This window comes from Ferribacterium limneticum (assembly GCF_020510625.1).
Classification (GTDB): Bacteria; Pseudomonadota; Gammaproteobacteria; order Burkholderiales; family Rhodocyclaceae; genus Azonexus; species Azonexus limneticus_A.
In genome coordinates this window covers 706,186-732,637 of record NZ_CP075191.1, presented here as the reverse complement: position 1 = coordinate 732,637, position 26,452 = coordinate 706,186, and the positions used below count along the sequence as shown (strand labels likewise).

Sequence of the window (26,452 nt, the reverse complement as noted above, 5' to 3'; positions counted from 1 at the left end):
GTATTCAGACTCTCGGTTATAATTCAAGGTTTTGGAGGACTCCCATGCCGATCTACGAATATCGCTGTGAATCCTGCGGCTTCCAGAAAGAGCATCTGCAAAAGATGAGTGATCCGCAGCTGACCACCTGCCCGGAATGCAACAAGGAAAGCTATAGCAAACAGCTTTCTGCCGCCGGCTTTCAGCTCAAGGGTAGTGGCTGGTATGCCACCGACTTCAAGGGTGGTAGCAAGCCTGCCGCCTCACCGCCCTGTCAAACCGGGGAAGGAAGCTGCTCGTCGTGCGTGGCCAACTAATCAAGCGCTATTTCATTACCGGACTGCTAATCTGGGTCCCGCTGGTCATTACCGGCTGGGTGCTTTCGCTCATCGTCAGTACGCTCGACCAATCTTTGCGCCTGCTTCCTGAGGGAATGCATCCGCAAAGTCTGGTCGGCTTTGCCATCCCAGGCGCTGGCGCACTATTGACGCTGGCCATGATTTTGTTGACCGGCCTGCTTGCTGCCAACTTTATCGGGCAAAAGCTGGTGGTCTGGTGGGAAAAACTGCTGGCTCGCATTCCTGTAGTCAACTCGGTTTATAACAGCGTCAAGCAAGTTTCAGATACGCTCTTTTCCCCGAATGGCAACGCTTTCCGCAAGGCTTTGCTCGTCCGCTACCCCCATCAGGGTAGTTGGACTATCGCCTTTCAGACCGGCCAACCGGGCGGCGATATCGTCAATCATCTGGACGGCGATTACGTCAGCGTCTACGTCCCGACCACACCGAACCCTACTTCAGGCTTCTTCCTGATGATGCCGGTAATGGATGTGGTCGAACTCGACATGACCGTCGATGAAGCACTCAAATACATTATCTCGATGGGTGTCGTGGCGCCTCAGCCCCACCCTCGCGTCATTACCAAAACCTGAATCAACCGGAAAGTTTCATGCGTACCCATTACTGCGGACAACTCAATGCCGCCCTTGACGGGCAAATCGTCACCCTGTGCGGCTGGGCCCATCGTCGGCGCGACCACGGCGGCGTCATCTTCATCGATTTGCGTGATCGCGAAGGCCTTGCTCAGATCGTTTGCGACCCCGATCGTGCTGACACCTTCAAGATCGCCGAATCCGTCCGCAACGAGTTCTGCCTGAAGATAACCGGCAAGGTGCGCCCGCGTCCGGCCGGCACGACCAATGCCAATCTGGCCTCTGGCGAGATCGAAATCCTCTGCCACGAGATCGAGGTACTGAACCCGTCCGTCACGCCGCCGTTCCAACTGGACGAAGACAATCTCTCCGAGAACGTGCGCCTGCTACACCGCGTGATCGATCTGCGCCGTCCGCAGATGCAGAACAACCTGATGCTGCGCTACAAGACGGCCCGCGCCTTCCGCCGCTTCCTCGACGACAACGGTTTCATCGATATCGAAACGCCGATGCTGACCAAGTCCACCCCGGAAGGCGCCCGCGACTACCTCGTGCCGTCACGCGTTCATCCCGGCCAGTTCTTCGCTCTGCCGCAATCGCCGCAACTCTTCAAGCAGTTGTTGATGGTGGCCGGTTACGACCGCTATTACCAGATCGTCAAATGCTTCCGCGACGAAGACCTGCGCGCTGACCGCCAGCCTGAATTCACTCAGGTCGATATCGAAACCTCGTTCATGAGCGAGGCCGAGATCATGGCACTGACGGAAAAGCTCATCCGCACCGTCTTCAAAGAAGCGATCGACGTCGACCTGCCGGAATTCCCGCGCATGACCTACGCCGAAGCCATGCACCGCTTCGGCTCGGACAAGCCGGACCTGCGCGTCACGCTCGAACTGACCGAAGTCACCGACGCCTTCAAGGATGTCGCCTTCAAGGTCTTCGCCGGCGTTGCCAACAGCGAAGGCGGTCGCATCGCCGCCATGCGCATCCCGGGCGGCGCCACGCTGACCCGTGGCGAAATCGACGCCTACACCCAGTTCGTCGGCATCTACGGCGCCAAGGGCCTGGCTTACATCAAGGTCAACGACGCCACCCAGATCAACGAAACCGGCCTGCAATCGCCGATCGTCAAGAACCTCTCCGAGGCCTCGCTGCGCGCGGTCATCGAGCGCACAGGCGCCCAGTCCGGCGACCTGATCTTCTTCGGCGCCGACAAGGCCAAGATCGTCAATGACGCCCTCGGCGCGCTGCGCATCAAGATCGGCCACGAGAAAGGCTTCGTCACCGGCGCCAAGTGGGCGCCGCTGTGGGTCATCGACTTCCCGATGTTCGAGTACGACGACGAAAACAAGCGCTGGAGCGCCTGCCACCACCCGTTCACCAGCCCCAAGGACGAGCATCTCGACCTGCTGGTCAGCGATCCGGGCAAGTGCCTGGCCAAGGCCTACGATCTGGCGCTGAACGGCTGGGAACTCGGCGGCGGCTCGGTGCGTATTCACCGCTCTGACGTTCAGGAAAAGGTGTTCAGCGCCCTCAACATCGGCCCGGAAGAACAGCAGGCCAAATTCGGCTTCCTGCTCGACGCGCTGAAGTACGGCGCCCCGCCGCACGGCGGCCTGGCTTTCGGTCTCGACCGTATCGTCACCATGATGACCGGTGCAGAATCGATTCGCGACGTGATCGCCTTCCCCAAGACGCAACGCGCCCAGTGTCTGCTGACCGACGCACCGAGCGGCGTCGATGAGAAGCAATTGCGTGAACTGCACATCCGCCTGCGTCAGAAGGTTGAAACTCAAGTCGAAGTCGGCCAGTCCTAAGCGAGCATGCTGATTTTCCTGCGCTTCCTGATCGTTGCCTGGCTTGCGGTCGGAAGCGCATTTGGTTTCAGCTTTGAACGTAGCGCTTCGACCGATAGCGTGGCAAGTTCGGACTTGCCACGCGAAGCTCGCCAAACACTGGACTTGATCAAGCAAGGGGGACCATTCCCCTACGAGCGCGATGGCATTACTTTCGGCAATTTCGAAAAGCGCCTCCCGTTCCATCCGCGAGGCTACTACCGGGAATACACCGTCAAAACCCCCTCGCGTCGGGATCGCGGCCCACGCCGCATCATTTCCGGACAAGGTGGCGAGTATTACTACACCGACGATCACTACCGCAGCTTTCGGCGAATTCGGGAATAGATGGTGATTGATGAACGATAATCTGCTCAAAAATGCCGATGCTTCAGGCGTGTGTTACCTGAGCGCATCCCGACAATCGGCAGTCGAGGCCGCGGCCTCCCGAGCCCGCTTCTGCGTTCTGACCGCCGGCATTACAACCCCCTCATCAATCGAAGACGTGTTGGCTGAACTGGGGTCTGCATTCAAGTTTCCGATCTGGTATGGCGCCAATCTTGATGCCCTATGCGACTGCCTGGCAGATCCGGATTGGCAGCCGGCAAAAGGGCATGTTCTGTTGATTAACGGGATAGCCAATCTGCGCGCAGCCGACCCCGATGGCTTTGCGACACTGATAGAGGTATTGCAGACAGCCGCAGAAATCCGCCGCAATTCACACACCCCGTTTTGGATATTCATTGATGCCCCTGCACGGGGCGTTCCCGCGCTACCCGAGGCATGACTGGCACCAAGCAGCCGATCTCGGTTCTGGTGGTCATCCACACCCCGAAACTCGATGTACTCGTTCTGGAAAGAGCGGCGCATCCAGGATTCTGGCAATCGGTCACCGGTAGCCGGGAGGGGAGCGAGGCGCTGATTGATACCGCACGCAGGGAAGTCCTCGAAGAAACGGGAATTGGCGCCGCCACCGAGCATTTCGTCGACTGGTCGATCATCAACACTTACGAAATCTTCAGCGAGTGGCGGCACCGCTACCCCCCGGGCATCACCCATAACACCGAACACGTCTTCAGCCTGCAGGTTCCGCAGCGAATCGACATCACCACAGCCCCGGACGAGCATCGAAGCTGGCAATGGCTTCCCTGGTTGCAAGCGGCCGAACTGTGCTTCTCATGGAGCAACCGGGATGCCATCCTGATGCTTCCACAGCGACTCGCTTCAAGGACTTGAAACCACAAAAAAGCCTCCTATATTGGGATCAGGAAAGTTTGATCAACCAAGGAGGCAAGCATGGCAAACATCACTCGAGTCGATCCATTCGACGATATTTTCCGCGGCTTTTTCGTTCGCCCTGTTGATTTCAATAGTGCGCAGACCCAGCCGCCATCGATCAAGATGGATGTAAAGGAACAAGACGACAATTATTTGGTTCACGCCGAACTGCCAGGTGTCAAAAAAGAGGACATCCACGTTGTCGTCGACGGCAACCAAGTCTCGATCAGCGCCGAAACCAAGCAGGAAAAGGAAGTCAAGGAAGGGGATCGAGTCCTTCGTTCCGAGCGCTATTTCGGCAAAGTATCCCGCTCCTTCCAGCTTGAGCGGGACATCGACGACAGCAAGGCCGCTGCCAAATTCAACGACGGCGTACTTGAACTGACATTGCCGAAGCGCACCGCCAGTCCGAACAAGCGGCTGAATATCGATTAAGCAAAGCACTGCCAAACGGAAAGGCCGGACCCCGTTCCGGCCTTTTTCTTTGTACAATCCGCGGCGATTCCACTCGGAGCCCGCCATGAGCATTGAAGACCTTTCCCCCGGCACCAAGGCCGCCGTTCTGGCCGAAGCCCTGCCTTACATCAAGCGTTTCCACGGCAAGACCATCGTCGTCAAATATGGCGGCAACGCAATGACCGACGAGCACCTGAAGAGCTGCTTTGCCCGCGATGTCGTGCTGCTCGAACTGGTCGGCTTCAACATCGTCGTCGTCCATGGCGGCGGCCCGCAGATCGAAAACCTGCTCGCCCGCGTTGGCAAAAAGGGCGAGTTCATCCAGGGCATGCGGGTGACCGATGCCGAGACCATGGAAGTCGTTGAAATGGTGCTCGGCGGCCAGGTCAACAAGGACATCGTCAACCTGATCAACCAGCACGGCGGCAAGGCGGTCGGCCTGACCGGCAAGGACGGCAATTTCATCCGCGCCAAGAAACTGATGCTGGAAAACAAGGACAACCCGGGCGACCTAATCGACGTCGGCCAGGTCGGCGAAATTGTCTCAATCGATCCCACGCTGATCGACCATCTCGACAAGGGTTCTTTCATTCCGGTCATCGCCCCAATCGGCGTTGGCAAGGACGGAGAAACCTACAACATCAATGCCGACGTTGTTGCTGGCAAAATTGCTGAAGTGCTCAAGGCAGAGAAACTTGTGCTGCTGACCAATACGCCAGGCGTGCTCGACAAAAAGGGTGACCTGATCACCGGCATTACGCCCAAGCAGATCGACGAAATGGTCGAGGATGGCACCTTGTCAGGCGGCATGCTCCCCAAGATTGGCTCTGCACTGGATGCCGCCCGCAATGGCGTCAAAGGCGTTCATATCATCGATGGCCGTGTCGAGCATGCGCTGCTACTGGAAATTCTGACCGACCATGGTGTCGGTACGATGATCAAATCGCACTAATGCTGACAGCCAACCCGAAAAGCCCGCAACTGCGGGCTTTTTCCTTTGCGCCTCGGGAGTCGCAGTGAAAAAACCGGTTTGGTTATTCGATCTCGACAACACGCTGCACAACGCGACCCCTCATATCTTTCCCCATATCAACCGCTCGATGCGGGAATACATCGAGCGGCACCTCGGCGTAGACGAGCACGAAGCGACACGTATTCGGCAAGATTACTGGGACCGCTACGGTGCCACGCTGCTCGGCCTGATGCGCCATCATGGCACCGATCCAAATCATTTCCTGTGGGAAACCCACCAGTTTCCTGACCTGAAGCGCATGCTGGTTTTCGACAAGCCCTTGATCCAGGTGCTGCGTCGCCTGCCTGGTCGCAAGATCATCTTCTCGAATGCCCCCCGACATTACACGGAAGCGGTCCTCGACATCACCGGACTGAGAGGCTGCTTTGACGCCATTTACTCGGTAGAGAACGTTCGATTCCAACCCAAGCCAATGCTGGCTGGCTTCCGTGCGCTGCTACGAGCAGAGCGCCTCAACCCGCGCCGCTGCATCATGATCGAAGACACCCTGGCCAATCTGATCAGTGCCAAAAAGCTGGGCATGAAAACTGTGTGGGTGAGTGCTGGCTTACGTCAATCGCCTTTTGTAGACCTCAAGATCAACTCCGCACTGCAGTTACCAAAACGCTGCGGTCGATTATAATTTTCAAACAAAATCGACAACCAGGAGGAGAGTTTCATGGCAACAAAACCGGGCGAACGCCGCCTGCAAATCCTGCAGACACTGGCCGAAATGTTGGAAACCCCGAAAGGGGAAAAGATCACCACCGCCGCGCTGGCCGCCAAGCTGGAATGCTCCGAAGCGGCGCTCTACCGCCACTTCGCCAGCAAGGCCCAGATGTTCGAGGGCCTGATCGAATTCATCGAGCAAAGCCTGTTCAGCGTGATCAACCAAATCACTTCCGAGGAAACTGAAGGCTTCAAACAGATCGAACTGATCATCGGCCTGTTGCTGCGCTTCGCCCAGAAGAATCGCGGCATGACTCGCGTGCTGATCGGCGACGCTCTGGTCAATGAAAACGAACGCCTCCAGACCCGCATCAATGCGCTGCTCGACAAGGTCGAGGCCGCCATGAAACAGGCCCTGCGTATTGCCGCGACGCAGGAAAACCTGAAGCCCGATGCCGACTTTGGCGCCCTGGCCAATCTGCTACGCTGCTACGTCGTCGGCCGCTGGGAGCAATATGCGCGCAGTGGCTTCACCCGCGAGCCGCTGACGCAATGGCCACAGCAATGGCCCATGCTCTACTTCGCCTGCCTGTCGCAATCCGGGGCACCGGGCGCCTAAAAAGGCAGATGTTAGTCGCCAGTCGTTAGTACTCAGCAAAAACAAGGGGCGCCATGGCACCCCCCAAACTTCGCTAACATCCACTAACTAGCGACTAACGACTCGCCAGATATTCCGCCGCATCAAGTGCGAAGTAAGTCAGGATGCCATCGGCGCCAGCCCGTTTGAAGGCCAGCAGACTTTCCAGCACACAGGCCTTCTCGTCCAGCCAGCCATTCTGCGCGGCCGCCTTGAGCATCGCGTATTCGCCACTGACCTGATAGGCGTAGGTCGGCACCTTGAACTCGTCCTTGACGCGGCGCACGATGTCCAGATACGGCATGCCGGGCTTGACCATGACCATGTCGGCCCCCTCCTCAAGGTCGAGCGCCACTTCGCGCAAGGCCTCGTCGGTATTCGCCGGGTCCATTTGGTAAGTGTATTTATTGCCCTTGCCCAGATTGCCGGCCGAGCCGACCGCATCACGGAACGGGCCGTAGAAGCTTGAAGCGTACTTGGCCGAATAAGCCAGGATGCGCGTGTAAATCTGGCCAGCAGCCTCCAATTCAGCTCGGATACGGCCAATCCGGCCGTCCATCATGTCCGAAGGCGCGACCACACCTGCCCCGGCTTCGGCATGGCAAAGTGCCTGCTTGGCCAGCACATTGAGCGTTTCGTCATTCAGCACGTAACCGGTTTCATCGATCAGGCCATCCTGCCCGTGGCTGGTATAGGGATCGAGCGCCACGTCGGTGATCACTCCGAGGTCCGGAAATTCACGCTTGAGCGCCTTGATAACGCGTGGCACCAGACCGTGTGCATTGAATGCCTCTTCGGCCCCCAGAGACTTCAGGGAGGCATCAACGACAGGAAACAAGGCCAAGGCGGGTACGCCCAACTTCACTGCACGCTCGGCCGTTTTCAGCAAGACATCCAGCGACTGGCGCTCGACACCGGGCATTGAGGAAATCTTTTCGACTCGCCCTTCGCCTTCCAGCACAAAAACAGGATAAATAAAGTCGTCGGCCGTCAGAACCGACTCCCGCATCAAACGGCGGGAAAAATCATCACGCCGCATTCGGCGCATCCGTGTTCCGGGGAAACCACCGCTCACAACAGTCATGCTTCAACCTCTATCAATTCGACACTGAAAAATTTTCCAACAGCGCGGAACTTATCGCCTTGACCCGCGTCAGAGTTCCCAGATGGCACGCGCTGTCTCCCGCTTCACCTCCCTGAGCGGGTGCCTTGACAACGTTAGGGCATTTTGGCCCCCGGACCCCCCTTATCCGGGGGCCCTTTGTTTTCCTTCTGCTTGATCTCAATCTCCAGCCAACTGGCGAGCACACGTTCAGCCTCCTCCACCCCGGCCTTTTTCAGACTGGAAAAAAGCTGGACCGAGTAGAGATCAGCGTCGCCCCAGGTCGCCACTTCCGCCTTGACCGAGCGCAGGGCCTTCGTCTGATCCTGACGGCTCAGCTTGTCCGATTTGGAAAGCAGGATATGGATTGGTCGCCCGGTCGGACGGAACCAGTCGATCAAGCGCAAATCAAGGTCAGTCATCGGCCGACGAATGTCCATGATGACCACCAGGCCGGCCAACTGATCGCGCTTGCTAAGGTAAGGCCCGATCAACCCTTCCCACTGGGAGCGGATCGCTTCCGGCGCTTTGGCGTAGCCATAGCCGGGCAAGTCGACAAAATACTTGCCTTCGTCCAGTGTGAAATAGTTGAGGTGCTGCGTTCGACCTGGCGTCTTGCTGACAAACGCAAGCCGAACCCGGCCAGCCAGGGTATTGATTGCTGATGATTTTCCGGCATTGGAACGACCGGCAAAGGCGACTTCGCGGACAGAATCCTGCGGCAAGTCACGAAGATTGGCGACGGTCGTCAAAAAGACCGCCTTCTGGAACAGAGGCATAAAAAACTCGGATGACCCGCCTAGGAAAAGGGGAACTAATATAGAATAACAGGTTTGTAACCTCCGTTCCGGCCAAAGCGCCCATAAACGCGCATTAGGAGTTCGAAAATGATCCGTACAGCGGCAATGGCAATTCTTCTTGCCACCAGTTTTATCACCCATGCTTCGGAAGAAGCCAAGAGCAAGGCCGATCCTGCCAAGGGCAAGGTCATCGCCGAAACCGTCTGTGTCGCCTGCCATGGCGCCGACGGTAACAGCGCAGCCTCAGCCAACCCCCATCTCGCGGGCCAGGGCGAAGAGTACCTTTACAAGCAGCTGAAGAATTTCAAGGCTGTTGACGGCAAGCCGGCAGTTCGCAACAACGCCATCATGGGTGGCATGGCCGCTCCGCTGTCCGACGAAGACATGAAAAACGTTGCTGCCTGGTTCGCCAGCCAGAAGCTGAAGCCGGCAGCAGCCAAGGACGAAAAGCAGATCGCGCTGGGTCAGAAACTTTGGCGCCAGGGCGATTTCAAGAAGGGCGTTCCGGCCTGTGCCGGTTGCCACGGCCCGGCCGGTGCCGGCCTGCCCGCCCAGTACCCGCGTCTGGCTGGCCAGTTCCCGGAATACACTGAAGCTCAGCTGAAGTCCTTCCGTGTAGATGAGCGTGCCAACGACCCGGAAAAGATGATGCGCATGATTGCCGCCAAGCTCTCTGACGTTGAGATCAAGGCTGTCGCCGAATACGCCGCCGGCCTGCGCTAAACCGCGCAGTAGCAAAGAAAAGGCAGCTTCGGCTGCCTTTTTGTTTTTCTACGCTTGGCAGTGCCCGTCGAGGAGACTAGACTGGATGCACCCATTCCCCAACGGAGCAGGAGACAAGACATGAAGACGCTCAAGCAGCTTCTAGCGGGCAGGAATCGCCCACTGGCCGTCGTAGCACCAAGCGATACCGTCTATCACGCGCTGACCGTCATGGCGCAGCACGAGGTTGGAGCACTGCTGGTGCTGGATGGCGAACAACTGGTCGGCATATTTTCCGAACGCGACTACGCCCGCAAGATCATTCTCCAAGGCAAAACATCCAAGGAAACGCTGGTTCGAGAAATCATGAGCGACCGAGTGGCCTACGTCACACCTAGCGCAACACTGGATGAGTGCATGGCGCTGATGACCGAAAAACGCTTCCGCCACCTTCCCGTCCTGGATGATGCTGACGGCGTTGTCGGCATGATTTCCATTGGCGACATGGTCAAGGAAACCATCAGTGATCAGAAGTTCCTGATTGATCAACTGGAACGTTACATTGCAGGGTGAAATGTCAGGCAGCAGCATTCACTTTCGCATTCTTGAAGACATCGCCCGCGATCTGTCGGGCGATGTCAATTTTCCTACCTGCCTGGATGCCGCCATTCTGGTGCGCAACACCTTAAGGGATCCTGATGCCAACCTGGCGCAGGTCATTCAGGCGATTGGCATCGAACCACTCATTGCCAGCAAATTGCTCCGTCTGGCCAATTCAGTAATCCACAATCCGCAAGGCGAGCGCATCTCAGATGTCGGCACCGCCATTGGCCGATTGGGTTTTGATATTGTCCGGACAACCTCACTGGCTGTCGCGATGGACCAGATGTTGAAATCCAGGAACTTGTCCGCTTATGACAGGATTTCGCATCAGACCTGGGAGAACTCGGTACAGGTTGCGGCGATTGCCCGGGTGCTGGCTCGCCATCTGGGCCGCATTCATCCGGATGAAGCCATGCTGGCCGGACTGGTCCATAACATTGGCGTCTTCTACTTGATGTACCGCGCTGCCGAATATCCGGAATACCGGGATAACGAACCGGCGATGCTCGAACTCCTCGCCGGATGGCACGAAGGCGTGGGCGAAAGCCTGCTGCACATCCTCGGCCTGCCCGACGCGATCACCGATGCGGTTCGTGACCAGAATCAATTGCGCAATATTGAAACCCCTTGCTCGATCAGCGACGTTCTCCATTTTGCCAAGTTACTGGCTGACACCCAGCCAGCCTGGCAAACGGCCAGCCACGATGAGCAGCAGGCAGCAATGCTGGAGGCTGAGCGCGCTCGCTACGCCGACCTGCTGCAAGAAGCCGAGGACGACATTCTCGAACTTCGCGCCGCCCTTTCCGCCTGAACCAGCGGGCATCCCAGCAGTCTGACGTTCTGCCTATTCCAGCTTTTCTGTAAGGATTCCAGGCCCATGCCGACTAATCGGTATGCCCACAGAAAGGAACTGCCATGCTGATTCGCCGCCCCGCCGACACTCAAGCATCTGAAATCACCGATCCGAGCATTTATGCCAGCCGGCGTGATTTCATTCGTACGCTGGTACTCGGGGCCGGCACGGCGGGACTCGGCCTGAGTCATGGCGCCGAACTAGGCGAGCGCCCCGGCCAAGCTCTGGGAAACCTGATCAGCAGCCCCTTTTCGTTGCGCGACGACAAGCCGACGCCCTTCAAGTCGATGACCAGCTACGGTAATTTCTACGAGTTTGGCCCTGACAAGGAGAGTCCGGCCAAACATGCCCATCGGCTGCGCACCCGCCCCTGGACAGTGACTGTTGACGGCGAGGTCAAGACTGCCAAAACCTTTGCCATCGAGGACATCCTGAGCTGGGCAGCACTCGAGGAGCGGATCTACCGGATGCGCTGCGTCGAGGGCTGGAGCGCTGTCGTGCCTTGGGTCGGCATCCCCTTCAGCGAACTGCTCAAACGCGTCGAAATCACCGGCAATGCCAAGTTCGTCGAATTCTGGAGCCTGGCCGACCCCGAGCAGATGCCTTACGTTCGCATCCCCTTTCTCGACTGGCCCTACATGGAGGCCATCCGCCTCGACGAAGCACGTCACCCGCTGAGCATCCTGGCGGTCGGCATGTACGGCGAAGTCATGCCCAAACAAAATGGCGCGCCGCTTCGACTGGTCATCCCGTGGAAATATGGATTCAAGGGCGCAAAATCCATCGTCCGGATCCGTTTTGTCGAAAAGCAACCCGAAACGGTATGGACCAAGTCATCTCCGGACGAGTATGGTTTTTACTCGAACGTGAATCCGGATGTGCCCCACAAGCGCTGGAGCCAGAGCCACGAACGGCGCCTTGGCGAATTCTTCAAACGAAAGACTCTGCCTTTCAACGGTTATGCCGAGCAAGTGGCTGGCCTGTATGCCGGCATGGATTTAAGGAAAAATTTCTGACATGAGTTTTAACCCCGATGCCCGCCAGCTGGGCTTGATCAAGATTGCCGTATTCATCCTTTGCCTGCTCCCCTTGGGGCGCCTGCTATGGGCGGCCTATAGCGATGACTTTGGCCCGAATCCAGTCGAATTTGTCCAGCGGTGGACGGGTAGCTGGACTTTCAACCTGTTGCTGATCACCCTCTGCGTCACGCCCCTACGTACGATCACCCAGTGGCACTGGCTGCTCCGACTACGCCGTATGCTCGGCCTGTTCAGCTTTTTCTATGCCAGTCTGCACTTTCTGTCCTTCATTGGTTTTGATCACGCCTTCGTGGTCGAGGATATTGCCAAGGACATCTACAAGCGGCCCTTCGTCAGCGTTGGCTTCGCCGCTTTCATTCTGCTGATTCCCTTGGCTGCGACGTCGAGCAACTGGGCTATTCGCAAATTGGGCGGCAGGAAGTGGCAGGAAGTGCATCGCAGCATTTACCTGATCGGCATTCTCGCGACCATTCATTACTTCTGGCTGGTCAAGGCAACGGCGCTACTTTGGCCGCTGGCCTATTCGGTGGCAGTGGCCGTCCTGCTTGGCTGGCGCATTCGTGAACGCCGACGCAAGGCGATTCCGGTACCGCAGTTCCAGTCGGCAAAACCGCTAGAATTCTTCAAGCAGAAGCCTGATTGATTTAGCCAAGCACAGGAAAGCTCGGCACAGCAGCCCGCCTAGCCCTTGCGCGGCAAGTCGAAACGAACGATCGCCCGCCCATCCGGTGTTTGCTTGGGCGCCGCCTTCCAGGCGTGCCCGTAGATCACCTCGAAGGTCGCCGGCAAACGGCCTTCCCGGCGCATGCCTTCGTAGGCAGCTCGGGCGGTTTCCCATGCGTTCCGACCGGTCAGGCCATGGCGCCGTGCCTTCATGGCGCAGGCCGAGCCGGCGGCACGCAGATCGGCCAACATCGCATCAAAATCATCATAAGTCAGCGTGATGACCTCCATGTCCATGACCGGATCGGCAAAACCGCAGCCAACCAGCATGTCGCCAAGATCGTGCATGTCGGCAAAACGCTGGGTATGGGCATAGCCATCGGCAAAAGCAGCGCGTAACTCCCTCAGGGTATCCGGCCCAAGCGTGGAGAGCATCAGCAGGCCGCCGACCTCAAGGACGCGATGCGCCTCGGCCAGCGCTGGAATCGGATCATCCAGCCAGTGCAGCAACAGGTTGGACCAGACCATGGCGGCGGACCGGCTGGCCAGAGGCAAATTGGCCGCATCGGCCGCCAGACGCAAAGGATCGCCATTTCTGCCGATGCCCAGCCAGCGCTGCCAGTTGGCCCGCGGCGTACGCCCGGCCGCGAGCATGGCCGGCGAAATATCCAGCCCGATCAAATCAGCAGCGGGATAGCGAGCCGCCAGACCGGAAAAACTGCCACCGCGGCTGCAACCAAGATCGAGAATCCGCTTGGGTTGCAGATTGACGTAATCAAGCCGTTCCTGCATCCGGCGATCGACTTCACGGACGAAAAAATCGCCTTCGCCGTAAGTCGCAGCAACGCGGGAGAAGCGCCGACCGACTTGCTGCCGGTCGACGAAACCTGAATTCAAATTTGCCGAACTCAAATTGCCTTGATGCCCAGGCGGGCAAACAGCGCATCATCGCGCTCGATATCCGGATTGCCGGTCGTCAGCAGAAAGTCGCCGTAGAACATCGAGTTGGCACCGGCCAGGAAGCACATGGCCTGCAGTTCGTCACTCATTTCCTGACGGCCGGCCGACAGGCGAACCCAGGAAGTCGGCATGGTGATGCGGGCAGCGGCGATGGTCCGGACGAACTCGAACGGGTCGAGACGCGGATTGTCGGCCAGCGGCGTCCCGGGGATCGGCACCAGATTGTTGATCGGCACAGATTCCGGCTGCTTCGGCAGGTTGGCCAGTTGCACGATCAGTGCGGCGCGGTTCTTGCGCGATTCGCCCATGCCGATGATGCCGCCCGAGCAAACGTTGATACCGGCATCGCGCACCTGATCCAGCGTATCGAGACGATCGTCATGCGTGTGGCTCTTGATGACCTGACCGTAGAATTCCTTGTCGGTATCGAGATTGTGGTTGTAATAATCGAGACCGGCTTCCTTCAGCTTTTCGGCCTGGCCATCCTTCAGCATGCCCAGCGTCACGCAAGTTTGCATGCCGAGCGCCTTCACTTCGCGCACCATGTCGAGCACGCGGTCGAGGTCGTTGTCTTTCGGCCCCTTCCAGGCGGCGCCCATGCAGAAACGGGAGGCGCCCTTGTCCTTGGCGGCCTTGGCCGCTGCAATGACCTGATCGAGCGGCATCAGGCGCTCACGTTCGGTATCGGTATCGTAGCGGGCCGATTGCGAGCAGTAGCTGCAATCCTCGGAACAGCCGCCGGTCTTGACGGACAACAGCGTCGAGCGTTGAATGGCGTTCGGGTCGAAATATTCGCGGTGCACGCCTTGGGCACGCCAGATCAAATCCATCAGAGGCATGTCGTAAAGACCAAGCACTTCCTCGACCGTCCAGCGACGGCTAGGAACGGACGGGGAAGCAGAGGAAACGGCGGCGAGGGAGCTAGCTTGCATGAGAGGCCTTGCGTAAGAAATACTATAAAAATCAGATGCGAAGCGCATCGGTAATTATGAATTATCACGGACGCTCCGGCTCGATGTCAATTTTACCCCACCCCGGCGGAATCAAGGCGCTGGCCCAAAAACTCGGCAATGCGCTATTGCCCGGCAGTTGCCTGCTTTGTGGCGCGGACAGCCAGGGCGAATTGCTCTGCCCGGAATGCAGCGCCGATCTGCCCAGCCTACCGCCCCACCTCTGTCCGCTCTGTGCCGACCAGACTACGCACGGCGAGCGCTGCGGAGCCTGCCTGAAAGACCCGCCTTATTTCGAGCGAACCATCGCCCTGTTTCACTACGACTTCCCGCTTGACCGCATCGTTCACGCCCTGAAGTATGGCCACCAACTGGCGGTCGCAGGCTGGTGTGGACAACTGCTGGCCAAGCGCATTGCGACAGGCGAGGTCGACCTGATCATTCCCCTCCCCCTGCACCCACAACGACTGATAGAGCGCGGCTTCAACCAATCGGCCGAGATTGCGCGAGCGCTTGGCAACAGCCTCAATATCCCGGTCGATCACGCCAACGTCTTGCGCACGCGCCCAACGCTTCCGCAGGCTGATCTGCCGCACAAGGAACGCAAGAAGAATGTGCGCGGCGCTTTCGAATGTCGCGCCGATCTCACCGGCCGTCGCCTGCTTCTGATCGACGACGTCATGACTACCGGCGCCACGGTCAATGAATGTTCCCGCATCCTGAAATTGCATGGCGCGGCATCGGTCACTGTCGCCGTGATTGCCCGTGCGCTCAGGCACTGATTCCGTGCTTTAATCCGCCCCTTTGCCACTTGCCCCTGGAAACCAGCCGCGTGTTTGCCGTCGTTCTCTGCCATCCGGAAATTCCGCCCAATACGGGCAACATCATCCGCATGTGCGCCAATACCGGCGCCGAACTGCACTTGGTCGAACCGCTGGGATTTGATCTCAGCGACAAGCATCTGCGCCGGGCCGGGCTGGACTATCACGAATACGCCCGCGTCGTGCGCCACGCCGACTGGGCGGCCTGCAAGGCTACGCTGGCCGGTCGGCGGCTTTTTGCGATGACCACCAAGGGAACAGCCAGCCCGTTCACGACGGCGCTAGAGGCAAATGACGTTTTTGTCTTTGGCTGCGAAACCAGTGGTTTGCCACCGGAAATCCGGGCTGAATTCAGCCCGGAACGATGCCTGCGACTGCCGATGCTGCCCGAACAACGCAGCCTCAACCTCTCGAATGCCGCTGCGGTGACTATTTTTGAAGCCTGGCGCCAGACCGGCTTCCCGGGCTCGGTCTAAGCCAACTCTTCCTTGGGGTCGCGGGCCATCAACTGCTCGACCGCCTGAGCCGCGGTCAGACGGCCATCCAGGACGGCCGCAACAGCAGCACTGATCGGCATCTCGACGCCGAGCTTGGCCGCCAGCCGATCAACTTCGCGGGCCGTATAGACGCCTTCAGCGACGTGCCCGAGTTCTTCGAGTATCTGTGGCAACGACTTGTCCTGGGCCAGTGCCAGACCAACCCGACGGTTACGCGACAGGTCGCCAGTACAGGTCAGGATCAGGTCACCCATGCCAGCCAGCCCCATGAAGGTCTGGCGTTCGGCACCCAAAGCCAGCCCGAGGCGGGCGATTTCCGCCAGGCCACGGGTCATCAGTGCGGCACGGGAATTCAGGCCGAGGCCAAGTCCGTCGCAAACACCAGTGGCGATGGCCAGTACGTTCTTGACCGCGCCCCCCACCTCGACGCCAACCAGATCGTCGTTGGCGTAAATGCGCAGGCGTGTCGAGTGCAGTTGGCGTGCCGCCTCACGGGCGAAAGCTGGCTCGTTTGCAGCCAGAGAAACAGCTGTCGGCTGCCCTGCGGCCACTTCTTCCGCAAAGCTCGGCCCGGAAAGAGCGCCGCACAGCGCCTCCTTGCCGAGAACCTCGGCAACCACCTGATGCGGCAACTTGCCGCTCCCGGCTTCGAAGCCCTTGCATACCCAAAGCACGGGAAGCTTGCAACCAAGCGCCTTCAAGCGCTCGACAGTCGGCCGCAGGCCGGCAATCGGTGTGGCGACGACGAGCAACTCGGCATCGGCAACTGCAGCCTCAAAATCGGTCGACACCGCGACTGACTCCGGCAATTTGTAGCCAGGAAAGAAGCGACGGTTTTCGCGAGTCTTGAGCAGATCGTCGGCGACATCCGCTTCGCGGGACCACAGCGTCAGATCATGCTTGCCGGAGAAGGCGATGGACAGCGCCGTTCCCCAGGCGCCAGCGCCAAGCAGCGTTATCTTCATAGACCCCAAACCTGCGTCGAGCGGACATAGCCCGTTGCGCCATCGCGATGGCGAACCTTGGCCCAGCCCGGCGAAGCAGGCTCGATAAACTCGACGGCAACCCACTTGTCGAGTTCGGCCAGCACCGATGCCTCGGGCTTGTCTGCCAGCCTGATTTCGGCTTGAGGTGCAGTCACCACCAGCATCCGACGTTCGCTGACATGACGCGACTCGACCCAGGCCAGCGTGCCCTCGGCATCACGAACCTTGAACCAGCCATCGAGCCGGACAACCACCTCAATGGGCGTCTGTGCCTTGATCAAATAAAGCTTCTTGCCTTGCTGCGACGGCGCGTCGTAGAGAATTGCCGCCGGCACACTGATCGAACGATAGTCGATGGCCAGCGCTGCACCAGCAGCGCCGACCAGCGACAGGGCGACAAGCACGCGACGCCACATGGTCGTCATCTTACTGAATTGGCACTTCAGCCGGAGCGCCGGCCAGCTCTTCCTGTTGCTGCTGCAGGCGCTGCATGTACATGCCTTCGAAATTGACCGGCTGCAACACGATCGGCTGGAAGCCGGCACGGCTGATTGCATCGGAAACCGCTTCGCGAGCGTAAGGGAACAGAATGTTCGGGCAGGCCACGGCGATCAGCGGCTCCATTTGCTCTTCCGGCACATTCTGGATACGGAAGATGCCGGCTTGGCCGACTTCAACCAGGAACACCGTCTTTTCAGGCATCTTGGCGGTCACCGTCACGGTCAGCAGGACTTCGTAAACACCATCGCCAACAGCACGGCCACCCGTATTGAGCTGAATTTCAACCTGCGGCTGCTCGCGCTCAAGGAAAATTTCCGGCGCGTTCGGCACTTCGACCGACAGATCCTTGACGTAGAGTTTTTCAATACCAAAGACGGGCTGTTCGTTTTGTTCCATGATTTTCTTTCAGAGATTAAATCGGTTCGGTTCAGCCTTCGAGCAGGGGCTTCAACTGGCCCGCTGCATCGAGAGCATATAGATCGTCACAGCCACCCACATGGGTATCGCCAATGAAGATCTGCGGCACAGTACGCCGCTTGGTTTTCAGCATCATTTCATCGCGGCGCTCGGGATCGAGATCAACCCGGACTTCCTCGATTTGGGTCACGCCTCGTGCCGACAGAAGTTGCTTGGCCCGAATACAGTATGGACAGACCGCCGTCGTATACATCAACACCGGCGCGCTCATTTGTTCTTGCTGCCCTTCTTGATCGGATAGCCAGCGCCAACCCAAGCATCGACACCGCCAGCCAGATTGTGCAGCTTTTCGAAGCCGTGCTTCTTGAGTTCTGAACATGCCTTGTTCGAACGCATGCCGGTCGCGCAACAGATGATAATCGGCTTGTCCTTGAACTTCTCGAGTTCGCCCACACGGTCGGCCAGCTTGGCCACCGGGATGTTTTTTGCATCAGGCAGATGCCCGGCAACATATTCGTCAGCTTCGCGAACATCAACGATATGAGCATCCTCGCGATTGATCAGCTGCGTTGCCTCAGCCGGGCTGACACTGTTGCCGGAGGGACGAGCAAACATCGGCCAGAGCAAAGAAATACCACTAACGACCACCAGAGAAACCAGCAAAATGTTCTGGTTGAAAAATTCCATCGGCATCAATCAGGCTCCCGTACCGCAAAAAACTTCACGCATCATACTGACCAGTTGCAGGGTGCGCTGATCGCCCACCCGATAAAAAACACGGTTCGCATCCTTGCGGGTGACCAGCACCCCTTTTTCGCGCAGGATGGCCAGATGCTGGGAAATATTGCTCTGCGAGGTTCCAACCGCATCGACGATTTCCTGAACACAGGCTTCCTGCTCGCCCAAGACACAAAGGATTTTCAGGCGCAATGGATGCGCGATGGATTTCAGCGCACGGGCGGCAAGCTCGATGTGCTCCTGCTTGTCGATCAAACTGAAGGAAGGCGTTTCCAAGATAAAACCTCGTTATCGGTTAATGGCGCATTATAAAATAGCGGTTTGCATTTCGCTTAACCGAAATCAACCCGCGATGATTCCTGGACCACACCGCAGCCCCGAGCGAAGCCCTCGGCGCCCTGACAAAAGGCTGACGGCGGCACTGATTGCCGCCGTTTTCCTTGGCGCGCCGCTGGTCGAGGCCAAACCATCATCGAGCGAAAAAAAATCCGCCCCTGCCGTCGCGGCCCCGGAAATTGCCGAAAAACAGGCCGACCTTGGCGAATTGCGCAGCCGTATCGAGGGTTTACGCAAGGAACTGTCGACCAGCGAAGAGAGCAAAGCCGATGCCGGCGACCGCCTGCGTGAGTCCGAACGTCAAATATCCCGCTTGCAACGCGAACTGCACGAGTTGAACGACCAGCGTAGCCGACTGCAATCAAGGCTCAAAAATCTTGAACAGCAATCGCAGGAACTGGGTGTCACACTGGGGCAGCAACAGGCGCAACTGGAAAAGCTGCTCTACAAGCAATATCTGCGCGGCACCCCGGACTCACTGCAGTTGATACTCAACGGCGACGACCCCAACCAGATGGCGCGTGATCTGCACTATCTGTCCGCCATCGCCCTGACCCGCGCCGAACTGATGGGTGAAATCAACGCCACGCTCGACAAAAAGAAGTCGCTGGCGGCTGATGCCAAGGAACGCAGCGCCGAGCTGGCCGAAATCGAGGTGGAGCAGCAGAAGCGCCATGCCGATCTGCAAAAACAGCGCGAAGACCGCAAAGAGCTGTACGCCCAGATTTCCAGCAAGGTCAGCGCACAGCGCAAGGAAATCGGCAATCTGCAGCAAAACGAACGACGGATGACCCAGCTGATTGACCGGCTGTCGAAAATCCTCGCCGCCCAAGCGGCGCAGGCAGCCAGGGCGGCCGAAGCTGCGCGCGCCGCGGAAGCACGCCAGGCCGCTGCACGACAGAAAGAGCGTGAGAGGGAGCGGGAAAAGGACAAACGCCATCCCCAGACGGAAGAAAGGGAAATCGCCCGCCCAGCACCCACGACCGAACCATCCCGGCCGCGCCAGGTCGAAGCCGAGAACCGTTACGAACCGGCGGCCAGCGACGGCAGTTTCGCCCGTCAGCGAGGCAGCCTGCGGCTACCGGTACGCGGTTCGGTTTCCGGACGCTTTGGCTCGCCGCGTGATGGCGGCGGCACCTGGCGCGGCCTGTTCATCAAGGCTGGCTCGGGCAGCGAGGTCAAGGCCATTGCCGGCGGTCGCGTCGTCTTCTCGGAGTGGATGCGCGGCTTCGGCAATTTACTGATCGTCGACCACGGCGATGCCTACCTGTCGATCTACGGCAACAACGATTCGCTGCTGAAACAGGTCGGCCAGGCCGTGAAAGGTGGAGAAACGGTCGCCACTGTCGGCAACAGCGGGGGCAATCCGGAATCCGGTTTATACTTTGAACTCCGCCACCAAGGGCAACCGATCGACCCGATGAAATGGGCCAGCTTGAAATGAGCAAAACGAAAACCATTAGCTTGACCGTAGGCGCATTCGTCGCCGGCGCACTGATCAGCCTGAACTTCCCGGCACTCGCCGACAAGGAAGCGAAGCCCGGACTGCCGATCGAGGAGCTGCGCACCTTCGCAGAGGTCTATAGCGCCATCAAACAGGGCTATGTCGAGCCGGTCGAAGACAAGAAAATGATCACCAATGCCATCTCCGGCATGCTGGCCAACCTTGATCCACACTCGGCCTATCTTGATGTCGATGCCTTCAAGGATCTGCAGGTCGGCACACAGGGCGAATTTGGCGGCTTGGGCATTGAAGTCGGCATGGAAGACGGCCTGGTCAAGGTCGTTTCGCCCATCGAGGACACGCCAGCCTATCGCGCTGGCGTCAAATCAGGCGATCTGATCTTCAAGCTCGATGACACGATGGTCAAGGGCCTGACGCTATCCGAAGCCGTCAAGAAAATGCGCGGCAAGCCGAAGACGCCGATCAAGCTGTCGATCATCCGCAAGGGTGAAACAAAACCGATCGAACTGACCCTGGTCCGCGAAGTAATCAAGGTCCAGAGTGTCAAATCCAAACTGATCGAACCAGGTTATGGCTGGGTTCGAATCACCCAGTTCCAGGAAAACACCATCGCCGAACTGGCCAAGCACGTGACTGGCCTCTACAAGGATGGCAACAAGCTGCAAGGCCTGGTCCTCGACCTGCGTAACGATCCGGGCGGCCTGCTCAATGGCGCCATCGGCGTTTCCGCCGCCTTCCTGCCGCCCGACGTCAAGGTAGTTTCGACCGACGGCCGCACCGAGGATGCCAAGCAGGAATTCAGGGCCCGCACTCAGGATTACCTGCGCGGCACCAAGGAAGACCCGCTGAAAGCCATGCCGATTGAAGCCAAGAAGGTGCCGATGGTCGTGCTGGTCAATGGTGGCTCGGCCTCGGCATCCGAAATCGTCGCCGGCGCACTGCAGGATCACAAACGTGCCGTCATCGTCGGCACCCAGACCTTCGGCAAAGGCTCCGTGCAATCCGTACTGCCCCTGCCTGGTAACACCGCAATCAAGCTGACCACGGCCCGCTACTACACACCGGAAGGTCGCTCGATCCAGGCCAAGGGCATCACGCCGGACATCGTCGTCGAGGAAAGCCTGAACGGCAACGCCGCGGCGTCAATGCGCCTGCGCGAGGCCGATCTTGACCGCCATCTGAGCAACGACCGCGACAAGGAAGCTCCCAAGGCCGATACCAAGCCGCAAGCCAAGACACCGGCCAAATCCGGCAAGGACAAGAATGGCAAGGAAGAGGCGGAGGACGAACTGCCGCAACGACTGGAATATGCCAGCAAGAGCGACTACCAGTTCCAGCAGGCGATAAACCTGCTCAAGGGTCTGCAGATCATGCAGAATAAAACCCAATAGCTTACTGAACAGGAGGGATGATGGCCGGCACAGACCTCAAGAAAAAACGGGAGATTCAGTTCTCCAAGTTCCCGCCCGGCCAGGTGCCGGAAGCAGCCGATGACCTGCAGCGGCTGGATGCCGTCGACATCCAGCCGAAATACGAAAAGCGTTCGCTGGGCGTCAGCTATGACCTGCAGGATCACACGCTACGCGAACTCGACGAACATCTGGTCGACAAGGGTTATCACCTCGACAACACCTTGATGACCAAGCTGACCCGGGCGCTGATCTATTACGTCGAAGACACCCAGCTGCACAACCTCGGCGCGCCCGAAAGGCGACTGAAACGCTCGGCCCAGGAAGCCTATGTGCAAGCCTGGGAGCAGCACCCGCATGGCGACCACGACGACACACCGCCGGAGTGGCGGGAATATAAATAGTCATTAGTCGATAGCATGTAGTTGTTAGCAACAGATCGTGCTGACTAGCGACAAATTACCAGCGACACAATGACTGACGACCAGCTTCTCCGCTATAGCCGGCATATTCTGCTGGACGCCCTGGGCATCGAAGGCCAGGCGCGAATTCTCGGATCACATGCGCTGGTCATCGGCGCCGGCGGCCTGGGTTCTCCCGCTGCGCTTTATCTCGCCTCGGCGGGGATAGGCAAAATCACCCTCGTCGATGACGACACCGTTGATTTCACCAACCTGCAGCGGCAAATCCTGCACACGCAGGCTCGCGTTGGTTTGCCCAAGGCGGAATCCGGCAGGCAGGCGCTAAGCGCCATCAACCCCGAGATAGAAATCGTCCCGCTCCAGCAACGTCTTTCCGGTGCTGCGCTTGACGCACTGGTGAGCAGCGCCGATATCGTGCTCGACTGCACCGACAATTTTGCAACGCGTCACGCCATCAATCGCGCCTGCGTTCATCATAGAAAGCCGCTGGTATCCGGTGCTGCCGTCCGTTTCGATGGCCAGATCAGCGTCTACGACCTGCGCCGGGATGATTCGCCGTGCTACCACTGCCTGTTTCCGGAAGGGGAGGATGTCGAGGAAGTGCGCTGTGCGGTAATGGGCGTTTTCGCCCCGCTGACCGGCATCATCGGTACCATGCAGGCAGCCGAGGCGCTGAAACTGGCGGCGGGGATTGGTGAAGCGCTGACGGGGCGGCTGCTCCTGCTGGATGCGCTGAGCATGGAATGGCGCAGCGTCCGTTTCAAGAAAGACAGCGACTGCGCAGTTTGCGGACCTAGCGGAAACGTGCGATCAGGCGAATATCTGCACCAACCTGGCGAAGATCGCGAATCTGCAAGCAGCGCTTGTCGTCTAGGGTAGTCAGCGCCGGCAGATTGAACAGGCCACTCGCTTCATGGCCAATCAGGCAGGGCGCCAAGTAAAGCAGTAGTTCATCGACCAGATTTTCGCGCAACAGAGAGCCATTCAGCTTGAAGCCGGCTTCGGCATGCACTTCATTGATGCCGCGCTGCGCCAGCATTTCTAGCAGCGCCTGCAAATCCACCTTGCCCGATGGATTGGGCAGAATCAGCACCTCCGCGCCGGCCGAGCGCAATGCTGCAATTCTTTCAGCATTGGCCACCGCCCCGGCAATCAGCACCGGCCCGCCCTGAAGAATCTTCGCGCCGAGCGGCGTCTCAAACTTGCTATCGACAACCACTCGCTGCGGTTGCCGGATCGTCGCCACATCGCGTACCGACAGTTGCGGATCATCATCACGCACGGTGCCAATCCCCGTCAGGATCGCACAGGCGCGAGCCCGCCAGGCATGGCCATCGCGCCGGGCATCGGGGCCGGTAATCCACTGGCTGACCCCATTATTCAAGGCCGTCTTGCCGTCCAGACTGGCCGCGACTTTCAGGCGCAGCCACGGGCGGCCACGGGTCATTCGTGAAACGAAACCGATATTCAGTTCACGCGCTTCGCTTTCGAGCAAGCCACTGGCTGTTTCGATACCGGCGGCCTGCAGCAAGGCCAGGCCTTTGCCGGAAACCAGCGGATTGGGATCGGTCATTGCCGCCACGACCCGGGAAACGCCAGCGGCGATCAGCGCCTCGGCGCAAGGCGGCGTGCGACCATGATGGCTGCACGGCTCCAGCGTCACATACGCCGTGGCACCCTTGGCTTTTTCGCCGGCAGCGCGCAGCGCATGAACTTCGGCATGCGGTTCGCCGGCCTTCTCGTGCCAGCCTTCGCCAACGACTTCACCTGCGCGGAGCAGCACACAACCAACACGGGGATTCGGCGATGTGGTCCATAGCCCACGCTCGGCCAACCGCAGGGCGCGCGCCATCATGCCGTGATCGACGGCGGTAAAGCTCATTTTTTCTTGGCGGCGGGGGAAACTTCGCGGATGGCCTTGGAGAAGGCATCCACGTCTTCGAAATTACGGTAAACCGAGGCGAAGCGGATATACGCCACCTTGTCGAGCTTCTTCAGCTCGCGCATGACCAGCTCGCCGAGTTGCTGCGTGCTCACTTCGCGCTCACCGGCGGCCAGCAATCTTTCCTCGATATCGGCGACAGCAGCATCGACCGACTCGATGGACACCGGACGCTTGCGCAGGGCCAGCTCCAGACTGGCGCGCAGCTTGCCGCGACTGAACTCGGTACGCAGGCCATTTTTCTTGACCACTTGCGGCAGCTGGATTTCAGCCCGCTCGTAGGTTGTGAAACGCTTGTCGCAGGCATTGCACTTCCGGCGGCGCCGAACGACATCGGCGTCATCGTTCAGACGGGTATCGGCAACCGCCGTATCCTCGGCACCGCAGAAAGGACATTTCATGTTAGCTATTAGTCGCTGGTTGTTAGTCGCTAGCCAACTACTGACTAGCGACTAATAACCAAGTCAGGCGCCATAGACCGGGAACTTCTTGCACAGGGCCGAAACCTTATCGCGCACCGTCGCGGCGACAGCTTCGTCGTTCGGTGCGTCGAGCACATCGGCGATCAGGTGGGCAATCGTCTCGGCTTCGATCTCGGTGAAACCGCGGGTCGTCATGGCCGGCGAACCGATACGGATGCCGGAAGTGACGAAGGGCTTCTGCGGATCGTTCGGAATGCCATTCTTGTTGACCGTGATGTGGGCACGACCCAGTGCTGCCTCGGCTTCCTTGCCAGTGATGTTCTTGGCGCGCAGGTCGAGCAGGAAGACGTGGCTCTCGGTGCGGCCGGAAACCACGCGCAGGCCGCGTTCTTCGCCGAGTACGCGGGCCATGACGCGGGCGTTGTTGATGACCTGTTCCTGGTAGTTCTTGAATTCCGGCGTCGCGGCTTCCTTGAAGGCAACAGCCTTGGCGGCGATGACATGCTCGAGCGGGCCGCCTTGCAGGCCGGGGAAGATGGCGGAATTGAGGGCCTTTTCGTGCTCGGCCTTCATCAGGATGACGCCGCCGCGCGGGCCGCGCAGGGTCTTGTGCGTGGTCGAGGTCACGACATCGGCGAAGGGCACCGGGTTCGGGTAGAAACCTGCGGCGATCAGGCCGGCGTAGTGGGCCATGTCGACCCAGAAAATGGCGCCGACTTCCTTGGCAATCTTGGCGAAGCGTTCCCAGTCGATACGCAGGGCGTAGGCCGAGGCACCAGCGACGATGATCTTCGGCTTATGCTCGCGAGCCAGCGCTTCCATGCGCGGATAGTCGATCTCTTCCTTCTCGTTCAGGCCGTAGGAAACGACGTTGAACCACTTTCCGGACATGTTGAGCGCCATGCCGTGGGTCAGATGGCCGCCTTCGGCCAGGCTCATGCCCATGATGGTGTCACCCGGCTTGGCAAAAGCCATGAGCACGGCCTGATTGGCCTGCGAACCGGAGTTCGGCTGAACGTTGGCAGCTTCGGCGCCAAACAGCTTCTTCAGGCGATCGATGGCGATCTGCTCGGCGATGTCGACGAATTCGCAGCCGCCGTAGTAGCGCTTGCCCGGGTAACCTTCGGCGTACTTGTTGGTGAGCTGGGAGCCCTGGGCTTCCATGACGGCCTTGCTCACGTAGTTTTCGGACGCGATCAGTTCGATGTGGTCTTCCTGACGCTGGTTTTCGGCTTCGATCGCCTTCCAGAGTTCGGGGTCAACTTTTGCCAGGGTGTCTTTCGCGGAAAACATGGGGATAGCCTCAAGCCATTGAAAAGGGGTGGAATTTTATCACGCCGGAAGCTCATCAAGGGCGCCGGGTTCCAGATGATCGGTTTCACCCCAGGTTTTGAGGGTCCACTGGCCGTCGACCGTGGCTATCCAGTTGATACCGGCGTTGGGAATCAGGAAATCGCGCGGTGTTTCGAGCGAGTTGCCACGCACGAAGCGGTTGATGATGTCTAGTACGCCACCGTGCAACACAATGGCGATGGTTTCCCCGGCGTGCCGCGCCGCCAGTTCCTTGAGCTTGCCGGTAACGCGATCGAACATGGCACGCAGGCTCTCGCCGTTCTCGAAATCGTACTCGGCGTTGCGCCCCTCGAAGGCAGCGTAGCCATCCGGGTGATTCGCCTTCGCTTCGTCGTAGGTCAGCCCTTCGAACACGCCATAGCGGCGTTCGCGCATCTCGGGCACGGGCGTCGGCGCCAGGCCGAGTTCGGTACCAATCGATTGTGCCGTGGTCCATGCCCGCTTGAGATCGCTGCTGTAGAGCGCGACAATACCGGCAGATCTGAGCCAGCGACCGGCGGCAACGGCCTGGCGCTTGCCGGTGTCGTTAAGACCGATGTCGATCTGGCCCTGGATGCGCCGCTCCGCGTTCCACTCTGTTTCGCCATGGCGCACCAGGCAGATGCGCGTTGGCTGGCTTGTAGGGATTTCCACCATTTTCGAACTATGACCTTCGCTGTAAATTGGGCGCACT

The 26,452-nt window shown here is 59.0% G+C and carries 35 protein-coding genes; 21 read left to right on the top strand and 14 right to left on the bottom strand.

Features of this window, described 5'->3' with window-relative positions; all coding sequences use genetic code 11:
• Positions 1-44 precede the first annotated feature (44 nt).
• The 10 genes from KI617_RS03460 (at position 45) to slmA (ending at position 6,779) form a co-directional block, all read left to right on the top strand.
• Entirely contained in the window at positions 45-296 is a 252-nt protein-coding gene (locus KI617_RS03460; protein WP_226450633.1) for an FmdB family zinc ribbon protein, read from the top strand.
• On the top strand, positions 296-910 hold the full coding sequence (locus tag KI617_RS03455) for a DUF502 domain-containing protein (RefSeq protein WP_226451833.1): 615 nt from the start codon (positions 296-298) through the stop codon (positions 908-910). The genes KI617_RS03460 and KI617_RS03455 overlap by 1 nt, the downstream gene beginning before the upstream one ends.
• 17 nt (positions 911-927) lie before the next feature.
• On the top strand, positions 928-2,727 hold the full coding sequence (aspS, locus tag KI617_RS03450) for an aspartate--tRNA ligase (RefSeq protein ID WP_226450632.1): 1,800 nt from the start codon (positions 928-930) through the stop codon (positions 2,725-2,727).
• 6 nt (positions 2,728-2,733) lie between these two features.
• On the top strand, positions 2,734-3,093 hold the full coding sequence (locus KI617_RS03445) for a ribonuclease domain-containing protein (RefSeq protein ID WP_226450631.1): 360 nt from the start codon (positions 2,734-2,736) through the stop codon (positions 3,091-3,093).
• A gap of 10 nt (positions 3,094-3,103) precedes the next feature.
• Positions 3,104-3,532 carry a barstar family protein gene (locus KI617_RS03440; RefSeq protein ID WP_226450630.1) on the top strand — a complete coding sequence of 143 codons (429 nt, stop codon included), beginning with the start codon at positions 3,104-3,106 and terminating at the stop codon, positions 3,530-3,532.
• The gene (gene nudB / locus KI617_RS03435) at positions 3,529-3,981 is read left to right on the top strand and encodes a dihydroneopterin triphosphate diphosphatase (protein ID WP_226450629.1); all 453 of its coding nucleotides are present in this window, start codon (positions 3,529-3,531) and stop codon (positions 3,979-3,981) included. Before KI617_RS03440 ends, nudB begins: the two co-directional genes overlap by 4 nt.
• Positions 3,982-4,041: 60 nt before the next feature.
• On the top strand, positions 4,042-4,458 hold the full coding sequence (locus KI617_RS03430; RefSeq protein ID WP_226450628.1) for an Hsp20/alpha crystallin family protein: 417 nt from the start codon (positions 4,042-4,044) through the stop codon (positions 4,456-4,458).
• A gap of 85 nt (positions 4,459-4,543) precedes the next feature.
• On the top strand, positions 4,544-5,431 hold the full coding sequence (gene argB / locus KI617_RS03425; RefSeq protein ID WP_226450627.1) for an acetylglutamate kinase: 888 nt from the start codon (positions 4,544-4,546) through the stop codon (positions 5,429-5,431).
• Positions 5,432-5,495: 64 nt separating this feature from the next.
• Positions 5,496-6,134, top strand: coding sequence for a pyrimidine 5'-nucleotidase (locus KI617_RS03420; protein WP_226450626.1), 639 nt, complete (start codon positions 5,496-5,498; stop codon positions 6,132-6,134).
• 36 nt (positions 6,135-6,170) lie between these two features.
• Entirely contained in the window at positions 6,171-6,779 is a 609-nt protein-coding gene (gene slmA, locus KI617_RS03415; protein WP_226450625.1) for a nucleoid occlusion factor SlmA, read from the top strand.
• A gap of 94 nt (positions 6,780-6,873) precedes the next feature.
• On the opposite strand, the gene hemB is transcribed toward slmA, so the two are convergent.
• A complete protein-coding gene (gene hemB, locus KI617_RS03410) occupies positions 6,874-7,836 on the bottom strand; it encodes a porphobilinogen synthase (protein ID WP_404826780.1) in 963 nt (320 codons plus the stop codon).
• A 179-nt stretch (positions 7,837-8,015) separates the two neighbouring features.
• On the bottom strand, positions 8,016-8,678 hold the full coding sequence (gene yihA / locus KI617_RS03405) for a ribosome biogenesis GTP-binding protein YihA/YsxC (protein ID WP_226450623.1): 663 nt from the start codon (positions 8,676-8,678) through the stop codon (positions 8,016-8,018).
• A 108-nt stretch (positions 8,679-8,786) separates the two neighbouring features.
• On the opposite strand from yihA, the gene KI617_RS03400 reads away from it, so the two are divergent.
• The 5 genes from KI617_RS03400 (at position 8,787) to KI617_RS03380 (ending at position 12,540) form a co-directional block, all read left to right on the top strand.
• On the top strand, positions 8,787-9,422 hold the full coding sequence (locus tag KI617_RS03400; protein ID WP_226450622.1) for a c-type cytochrome: 636 nt from the start codon (positions 8,787-8,789) through the stop codon (positions 9,420-9,422).
• A 120-nt stretch (positions 9,423-9,542) separates the two neighbouring features.
• Entirely contained in the window at positions 9,543-9,974 is a 432-nt protein-coding gene (locus tag KI617_RS03395) for a CBS domain-containing protein (protein ID WP_226450621.1), read from the top strand.
• A gap of 1 nt (position 9,975) precedes the next feature.
• Positions 9,976-10,815 (top strand): HDOD domain-containing protein, encoded by an 840-nt coding sequence (locus KI617_RS03390; RefSeq protein ID WP_226450620.1) that lies wholly within the window; start codon positions 9,976-9,978, stop codon positions 10,813-10,815.
• 104 nt (positions 10,816-10,919) lie between these two features.
• On the top strand, positions 10,920-11,873 hold the full coding sequence (gene msrP / locus KI617_RS03385; protein ID WP_226450619.1) for a protein-methionine-sulfoxide reductase catalytic subunit MsrP: 954 nt from the start codon (positions 10,920-10,922) through the stop codon (positions 11,871-11,873).
• Position 11,874: 1 nt separating this feature from the next.
• Positions 11,875-12,540, top strand: coding sequence for a protein-methionine-sulfoxide reductase heme-binding subunit MsrQ (locus tag KI617_RS03380; protein WP_226450618.1), 666 nt, complete (start codon positions 11,875-11,877; stop codon positions 12,538-12,540).
• 38 nt (positions 12,541-12,578) lie between these two features.
• Here the strand turns inward: KI617_RS03380 and KI617_RS03375 are convergent, their stop codons facing one another.
• Positions 12,579-13,457 (bottom strand): methyltransferase domain-containing protein, encoded by an 879-nt coding sequence (locus tag KI617_RS03375; protein WP_226450617.1) that lies wholly within the window; start codon positions 13,455-13,457, stop codon positions 12,579-12,581.
• Positions 13,458-13,468: 11 nt separating this feature from the next.
• Entirely contained in the window at positions 13,469-14,452 is a 984-nt protein-coding gene (bioB, locus tag KI617_RS03370; RefSeq protein ID WP_226450616.1) for a biotin synthase BioB, read from the bottom strand.
• 83 nt (positions 14,453-14,535) lie between these two features.
• Here bioB and KI617_RS03365 point away from each other — a divergent pair, with 83 nt between their 5' ends.
• Entirely contained in the window at positions 14,536-15,252 is a 717-nt protein-coding gene (locus tag KI617_RS03365; protein WP_226450615.1) for a ComF family protein, read from the top strand.
• Positions 15,253-15,302: 50 nt separating this feature from the next.
• On the top strand, positions 15,303-15,767 hold the full coding sequence (locus KI617_RS03360) for a tRNA (cytidine(34)-2'-O)-methyltransferase (protein ID WP_226450614.1): 465 nt from the start codon (positions 15,303-15,305) through the stop codon (positions 15,765-15,767).
• Here the strand turns inward: KI617_RS03360 and KI617_RS03355 are convergent.
• The 6 genes from KI617_RS03355 to KI617_RS03330 are packed head-to-tail and all read right to left on the bottom strand — an operon-like array spanning position 15,764 to position 18,706.
• The gene (locus KI617_RS03355; protein ID WP_226450613.1) at positions 15,764-16,753 is read right to left on the bottom strand and encodes an NAD(P)H-dependent glycerol-3-phosphate dehydrogenase; all 990 of its coding nucleotides are present in this window, start codon (positions 16,751-16,753) and stop codon (positions 15,764-15,766) included. The genes KI617_RS03360 and KI617_RS03355 overlap by 4 nt on opposite strands.
• Complete coding sequence (locus tag KI617_RS03350) at positions 16,750-17,199, bottom strand: SH3 domain-containing protein (protein WP_226450612.1); 450 nt, start codon at positions 17,197-17,199, stop codon at positions 16,750-16,752. Before KI617_RS03350 ends, KI617_RS03355 begins: the two co-directional genes overlap by 4 nt.
• A 1-nt stretch (position 17,200) precedes the next feature.
• Positions 17,201-17,671, bottom strand: a complete 471-nt coding sequence (gene secB / locus KI617_RS03345) for a protein-export chaperone SecB (RefSeq protein WP_226450611.1) — start codon at positions 17,669-17,671, stop codon at positions 17,201-17,203.
• 31 nt (positions 17,672-17,702) lie between these two features.
• Entirely contained in the window at positions 17,703-17,963 is a 261-nt protein-coding gene (gene grxC / locus KI617_RS03340) for a glutaredoxin 3 (RefSeq protein WP_226450609.1), read from the bottom strand.
• Positions 17,960-18,385: a rhodanese-like domain-containing protein gene (locus KI617_RS03335; RefSeq protein WP_226450607.1), complete on the bottom strand. Its 426-nt coding sequence runs from the start codon at positions 18,383-18,385 to the stop codon at positions 17,960-17,962. The genes grxC and KI617_RS03335 overlap by 4 nt, the downstream gene beginning before the upstream one ends.
• Before the next feature lie 3 nt (positions 18,386-18,388).
• Positions 18,389-18,706, bottom strand: coding sequence for an ArsR/SmtB family transcription factor (locus KI617_RS03330; RefSeq protein ID WP_049758447.1), 318 nt, complete (start codon positions 18,704-18,706; stop codon positions 18,389-18,391).
• A 76-nt stretch (positions 18,707-18,782) separates the two neighbouring features.
• Between KI617_RS03330 and KI617_RS03325 the strand changes: the two genes are divergently transcribed.
• The 4 genes from KI617_RS03325 (at position 18,783) to KI617_RS03310 (ending at position 22,941) form a co-directional block, all read left to right on the top strand.
• Positions 18,783-20,210, top strand: coding sequence for a murein hydrolase activator EnvC family protein (locus tag KI617_RS03325; protein ID WP_226450605.1), 1,428 nt, complete (start codon positions 18,783-18,785; stop codon positions 20,208-20,210).
• The gene (locus KI617_RS03320) at positions 20,207-21,622 is read left to right on the top strand and encodes a S41 family peptidase (protein ID WP_226450603.1); all 1,416 of its coding nucleotides are present in this window, start codon (positions 20,207-20,209) and stop codon (positions 21,620-21,622) included. Before KI617_RS03325 ends, KI617_RS03320 begins: the two co-directional genes overlap by 4 nt.
• Positions 21,623-21,642: 20 nt before the next feature.
• Positions 21,643-22,044, top strand: a complete 402-nt coding sequence (locus KI617_RS03315; protein ID WP_226450601.1) for a hypothetical protein — start codon at positions 21,643-21,645, stop codon at positions 22,042-22,044.
• A gap of 69 nt (positions 22,045-22,113) precedes the next feature.
• The gene (locus KI617_RS03310) at positions 22,114-22,941 is read left to right on the top strand and encodes a HesA/MoeB/ThiF family protein (protein ID WP_226450599.1); all 828 of its coding nucleotides are present in this window, start codon (positions 22,114-22,116) and stop codon (positions 22,939-22,941) included.
• Here the strand turns inward: KI617_RS03310 and ribD are convergent.
• The 4 genes from ribD to KI617_RS03290 form a co-directional block, all read right to left on the bottom strand.
• A complete protein-coding gene (gene ribD, locus KI617_RS03305) occupies positions 22,856-23,944 on the bottom strand; it encodes a bifunctional diaminohydroxyphosphoribosylaminopyrimidine deaminase/5-amino-6-(5-phosphoribosylamino)uracil reductase RibD (protein ID WP_226450597.1) in 1,089 nt (362 codons plus the stop codon). The genes KI617_RS03310 and ribD overlap by 86 nt on opposite strands.
• A complete protein-coding gene (gene nrdR, locus KI617_RS03300; protein ID WP_226450595.1) occupies positions 23,941-24,405 on the bottom strand; it encodes a transcriptional regulator NrdR in 465 nt (154 codons plus the stop codon). Before nrdR ends, ribD begins: the two co-directional genes overlap by 4 nt.
• A 63-nt stretch (positions 24,406-24,468) precedes the next feature.
• Positions 24,469-25,719 (bottom strand): serine hydroxymethyltransferase, encoded by a 1,251-nt coding sequence (gene glyA / locus KI617_RS03295; RefSeq protein WP_226450593.1) that lies wholly within the window; start codon positions 25,717-25,719, stop codon positions 24,469-24,471.
• Positions 25,720-25,758: 39 nt separating this feature from the next.
• Positions 25,759-26,451 (bottom strand): histidine phosphatase family protein, encoded by a 693-nt coding sequence (locus KI617_RS03290; protein WP_319004226.1) that lies wholly within the window; start codon positions 26,449-26,451, stop codon positions 25,759-25,761.
• Position 26,452 lies beyond the last annotated feature (1 nt).

Bases quoted from the DNA above. Each gene is read 5' to 3' on its own strand.
- KI617_RS03460 (WP_226450633.1), top strand. From the start codon at position 45: ATGCCGATCTACGAATATCGCTGTGAATCCTGCGGCTTCCAGAAAGAG.
- aspS (WP_226450632.1), top strand. From the start codon at position 928: ATGCGTACCCATTACTGCGGACAACTCAATGCCGCCCTTGACGGGCAA.
- KI617_RS03445 (WP_226450631.1), top strand. From the start codon at position 2,734: ATGCTGATTTTCCTGCGCTTCCTGATCGTTGCCTGGCTTGCGGTCGGA.
- KI617_RS03440 (WP_226450630.1), top strand. From the start codon at position 3,104: ATGAACGATAATCTGCTCAAAAATGCCGATGCTTCAGGCGTGTGTTAC.
- nudB (WP_226450629.1), top strand. From the start codon at position 3,529: ATGACTGGCACCAAGCAGCCGATCTCGGTTCTGGTGGTCATCCACACC.
- KI617_RS03430 (WP_226450628.1), top strand. From the start codon at position 4,042: ATGGCAAACATCACTCGAGTCGATCCATTCGACGATATTTTCCGCGGC.
- argB (WP_226450627.1), top strand. From the start codon at position 4,544: ATGAGCATTGAAGACCTTTCCCCCGGCACCAAGGCCGCCGTTCTGGCC.
- slmA (WP_226450625.1), top strand. From the start codon at position 6,171: ATGGCAACAAAACCGGGCGAACGCCGCCTGCAAATCCTGCAGACACTG.
- hemB (WP_404826780.1), bottom strand. From the start codon at position 7,836: ATGCGGCGTGATGATTTTTCCCGCCGTTTGATGCGGGAGTCGGTTCTG.
- yihA (WP_226450623.1), bottom strand. From the start codon at position 8,678: ATGCCTCTGTTCCAGAAGGCGGTCTTTTTGACGACCGTCGCCAATCTT.
- KI617_RS03400 (WP_226450622.1), top strand. From the start codon at position 8,787: ATGATCCGTACAGCGGCAATGGCAATTCTTCTTGCCACCAGTTTTATC.
- KI617_RS03395 (WP_226450621.1), top strand. From the start codon at position 9,543: ATGAAGACGCTCAAGCAGCTTCTAGCGGGCAGGAATCGCCCACTGGCC.
- KI617_RS03390 (WP_226450620.1), top strand. From the start codon at position 9,976: ATGTCAGGCAGCAGCATTCACTTTCGCATTCTTGAAGACATCGCCCGC.
- msrP (WP_226450619.1), top strand. From the start codon at position 10,920: ATGCTGATTCGCCGCCCCGCCGACACTCAAGCATCTGAAATCACCGAT.
- KI617_RS03380 (WP_226450618.1), top strand. From the start codon at position 11,875: ATGAGTTTTAACCCCGATGCCCGCCAGCTGGGCTTGATCAAGATTGCC.
- bioB (WP_226450616.1), bottom strand. From the start codon at position 14,452: ATGCAAGCTAGCTCCCTCGCCGCCGTTTCCTCTGCTTCCCCGTCCGTT.
- KI617_RS03365 (WP_226450615.1), top strand. From the start codon at position 14,536: ATGTCAATTTTACCCCACCCCGGCGGAATCAAGGCGCTGGCCCAAAAA.
- KI617_RS03355 (WP_226450613.1), bottom strand. From the start codon at position 16,753: ATGAAGATAACGCTGCTTGGCGCTGGCGCCTGGGGAACGGCGCTGTCC.
- KI617_RS03350 (WP_226450612.1), bottom strand. From the start codon at position 17,199: ATGACGACCATGTGGCGTCGCGTGCTTGTCGCCCTGTCGCTGGTCGGC.
- secB (WP_226450611.1), bottom strand. From the start codon at position 17,671: ATGGAACAAAACGAACAGCCCGTCTTTGGTATTGAAAAACTCTACGTC.
- grxC (WP_226450609.1), bottom strand. From the start codon at position 17,963: ATGAGCGCGCCGGTGTTGATGTATACGACGGCGGTCTGTCCATACTGT.
- KI617_RS03335 (WP_226450607.1), bottom strand. From the start codon at position 18,385: ATGCCGATGGAATTTTTCAACCAGAACATTTTGCTGGTTTCTCTGGTG.
- KI617_RS03325 (WP_226450605.1), top strand. From the start codon at position 18,783: ATGATTCCTGGACCACACCGCAGCCCCGAGCGAAGCCCTCGGCGCCCT.
- KI617_RS03320 (WP_226450603.1), top strand. From the start codon at position 20,207: ATGAGCAAAACGAAAACCATTAGCTTGACCGTAGGCGCATTCGTCGCC.
- KI617_RS03315 (WP_226450601.1), top strand. From the start codon at position 21,643: ATGGCCGGCACAGACCTCAAGAAAAAACGGGAGATTCAGTTCTCCAAG.
- KI617_RS03310 (WP_226450599.1), top strand. From the start codon at position 22,114: ATGACTGACGACCAGCTTCTCCGCTATAGCCGGCATATTCTGCTGGAC.
- ribD (WP_226450597.1), bottom strand. From the start codon at position 23,944: ATGAGCTTTACCGCCGTCGATCACGGCATGATGGCGCGCGCCCTGCGG.
- nrdR (WP_226450595.1), bottom strand. From the start codon at position 24,405: ATGAAATGTCCTTTCTGCGGTGCCGAGGATACGGCGGTTGCCGATACC.
- glyA (WP_226450593.1), bottom strand. From the start codon at position 25,719: ATGTTTTCCGCGAAAGACACCCTGGCAAAAGTTGACCCCGAACTCTGG.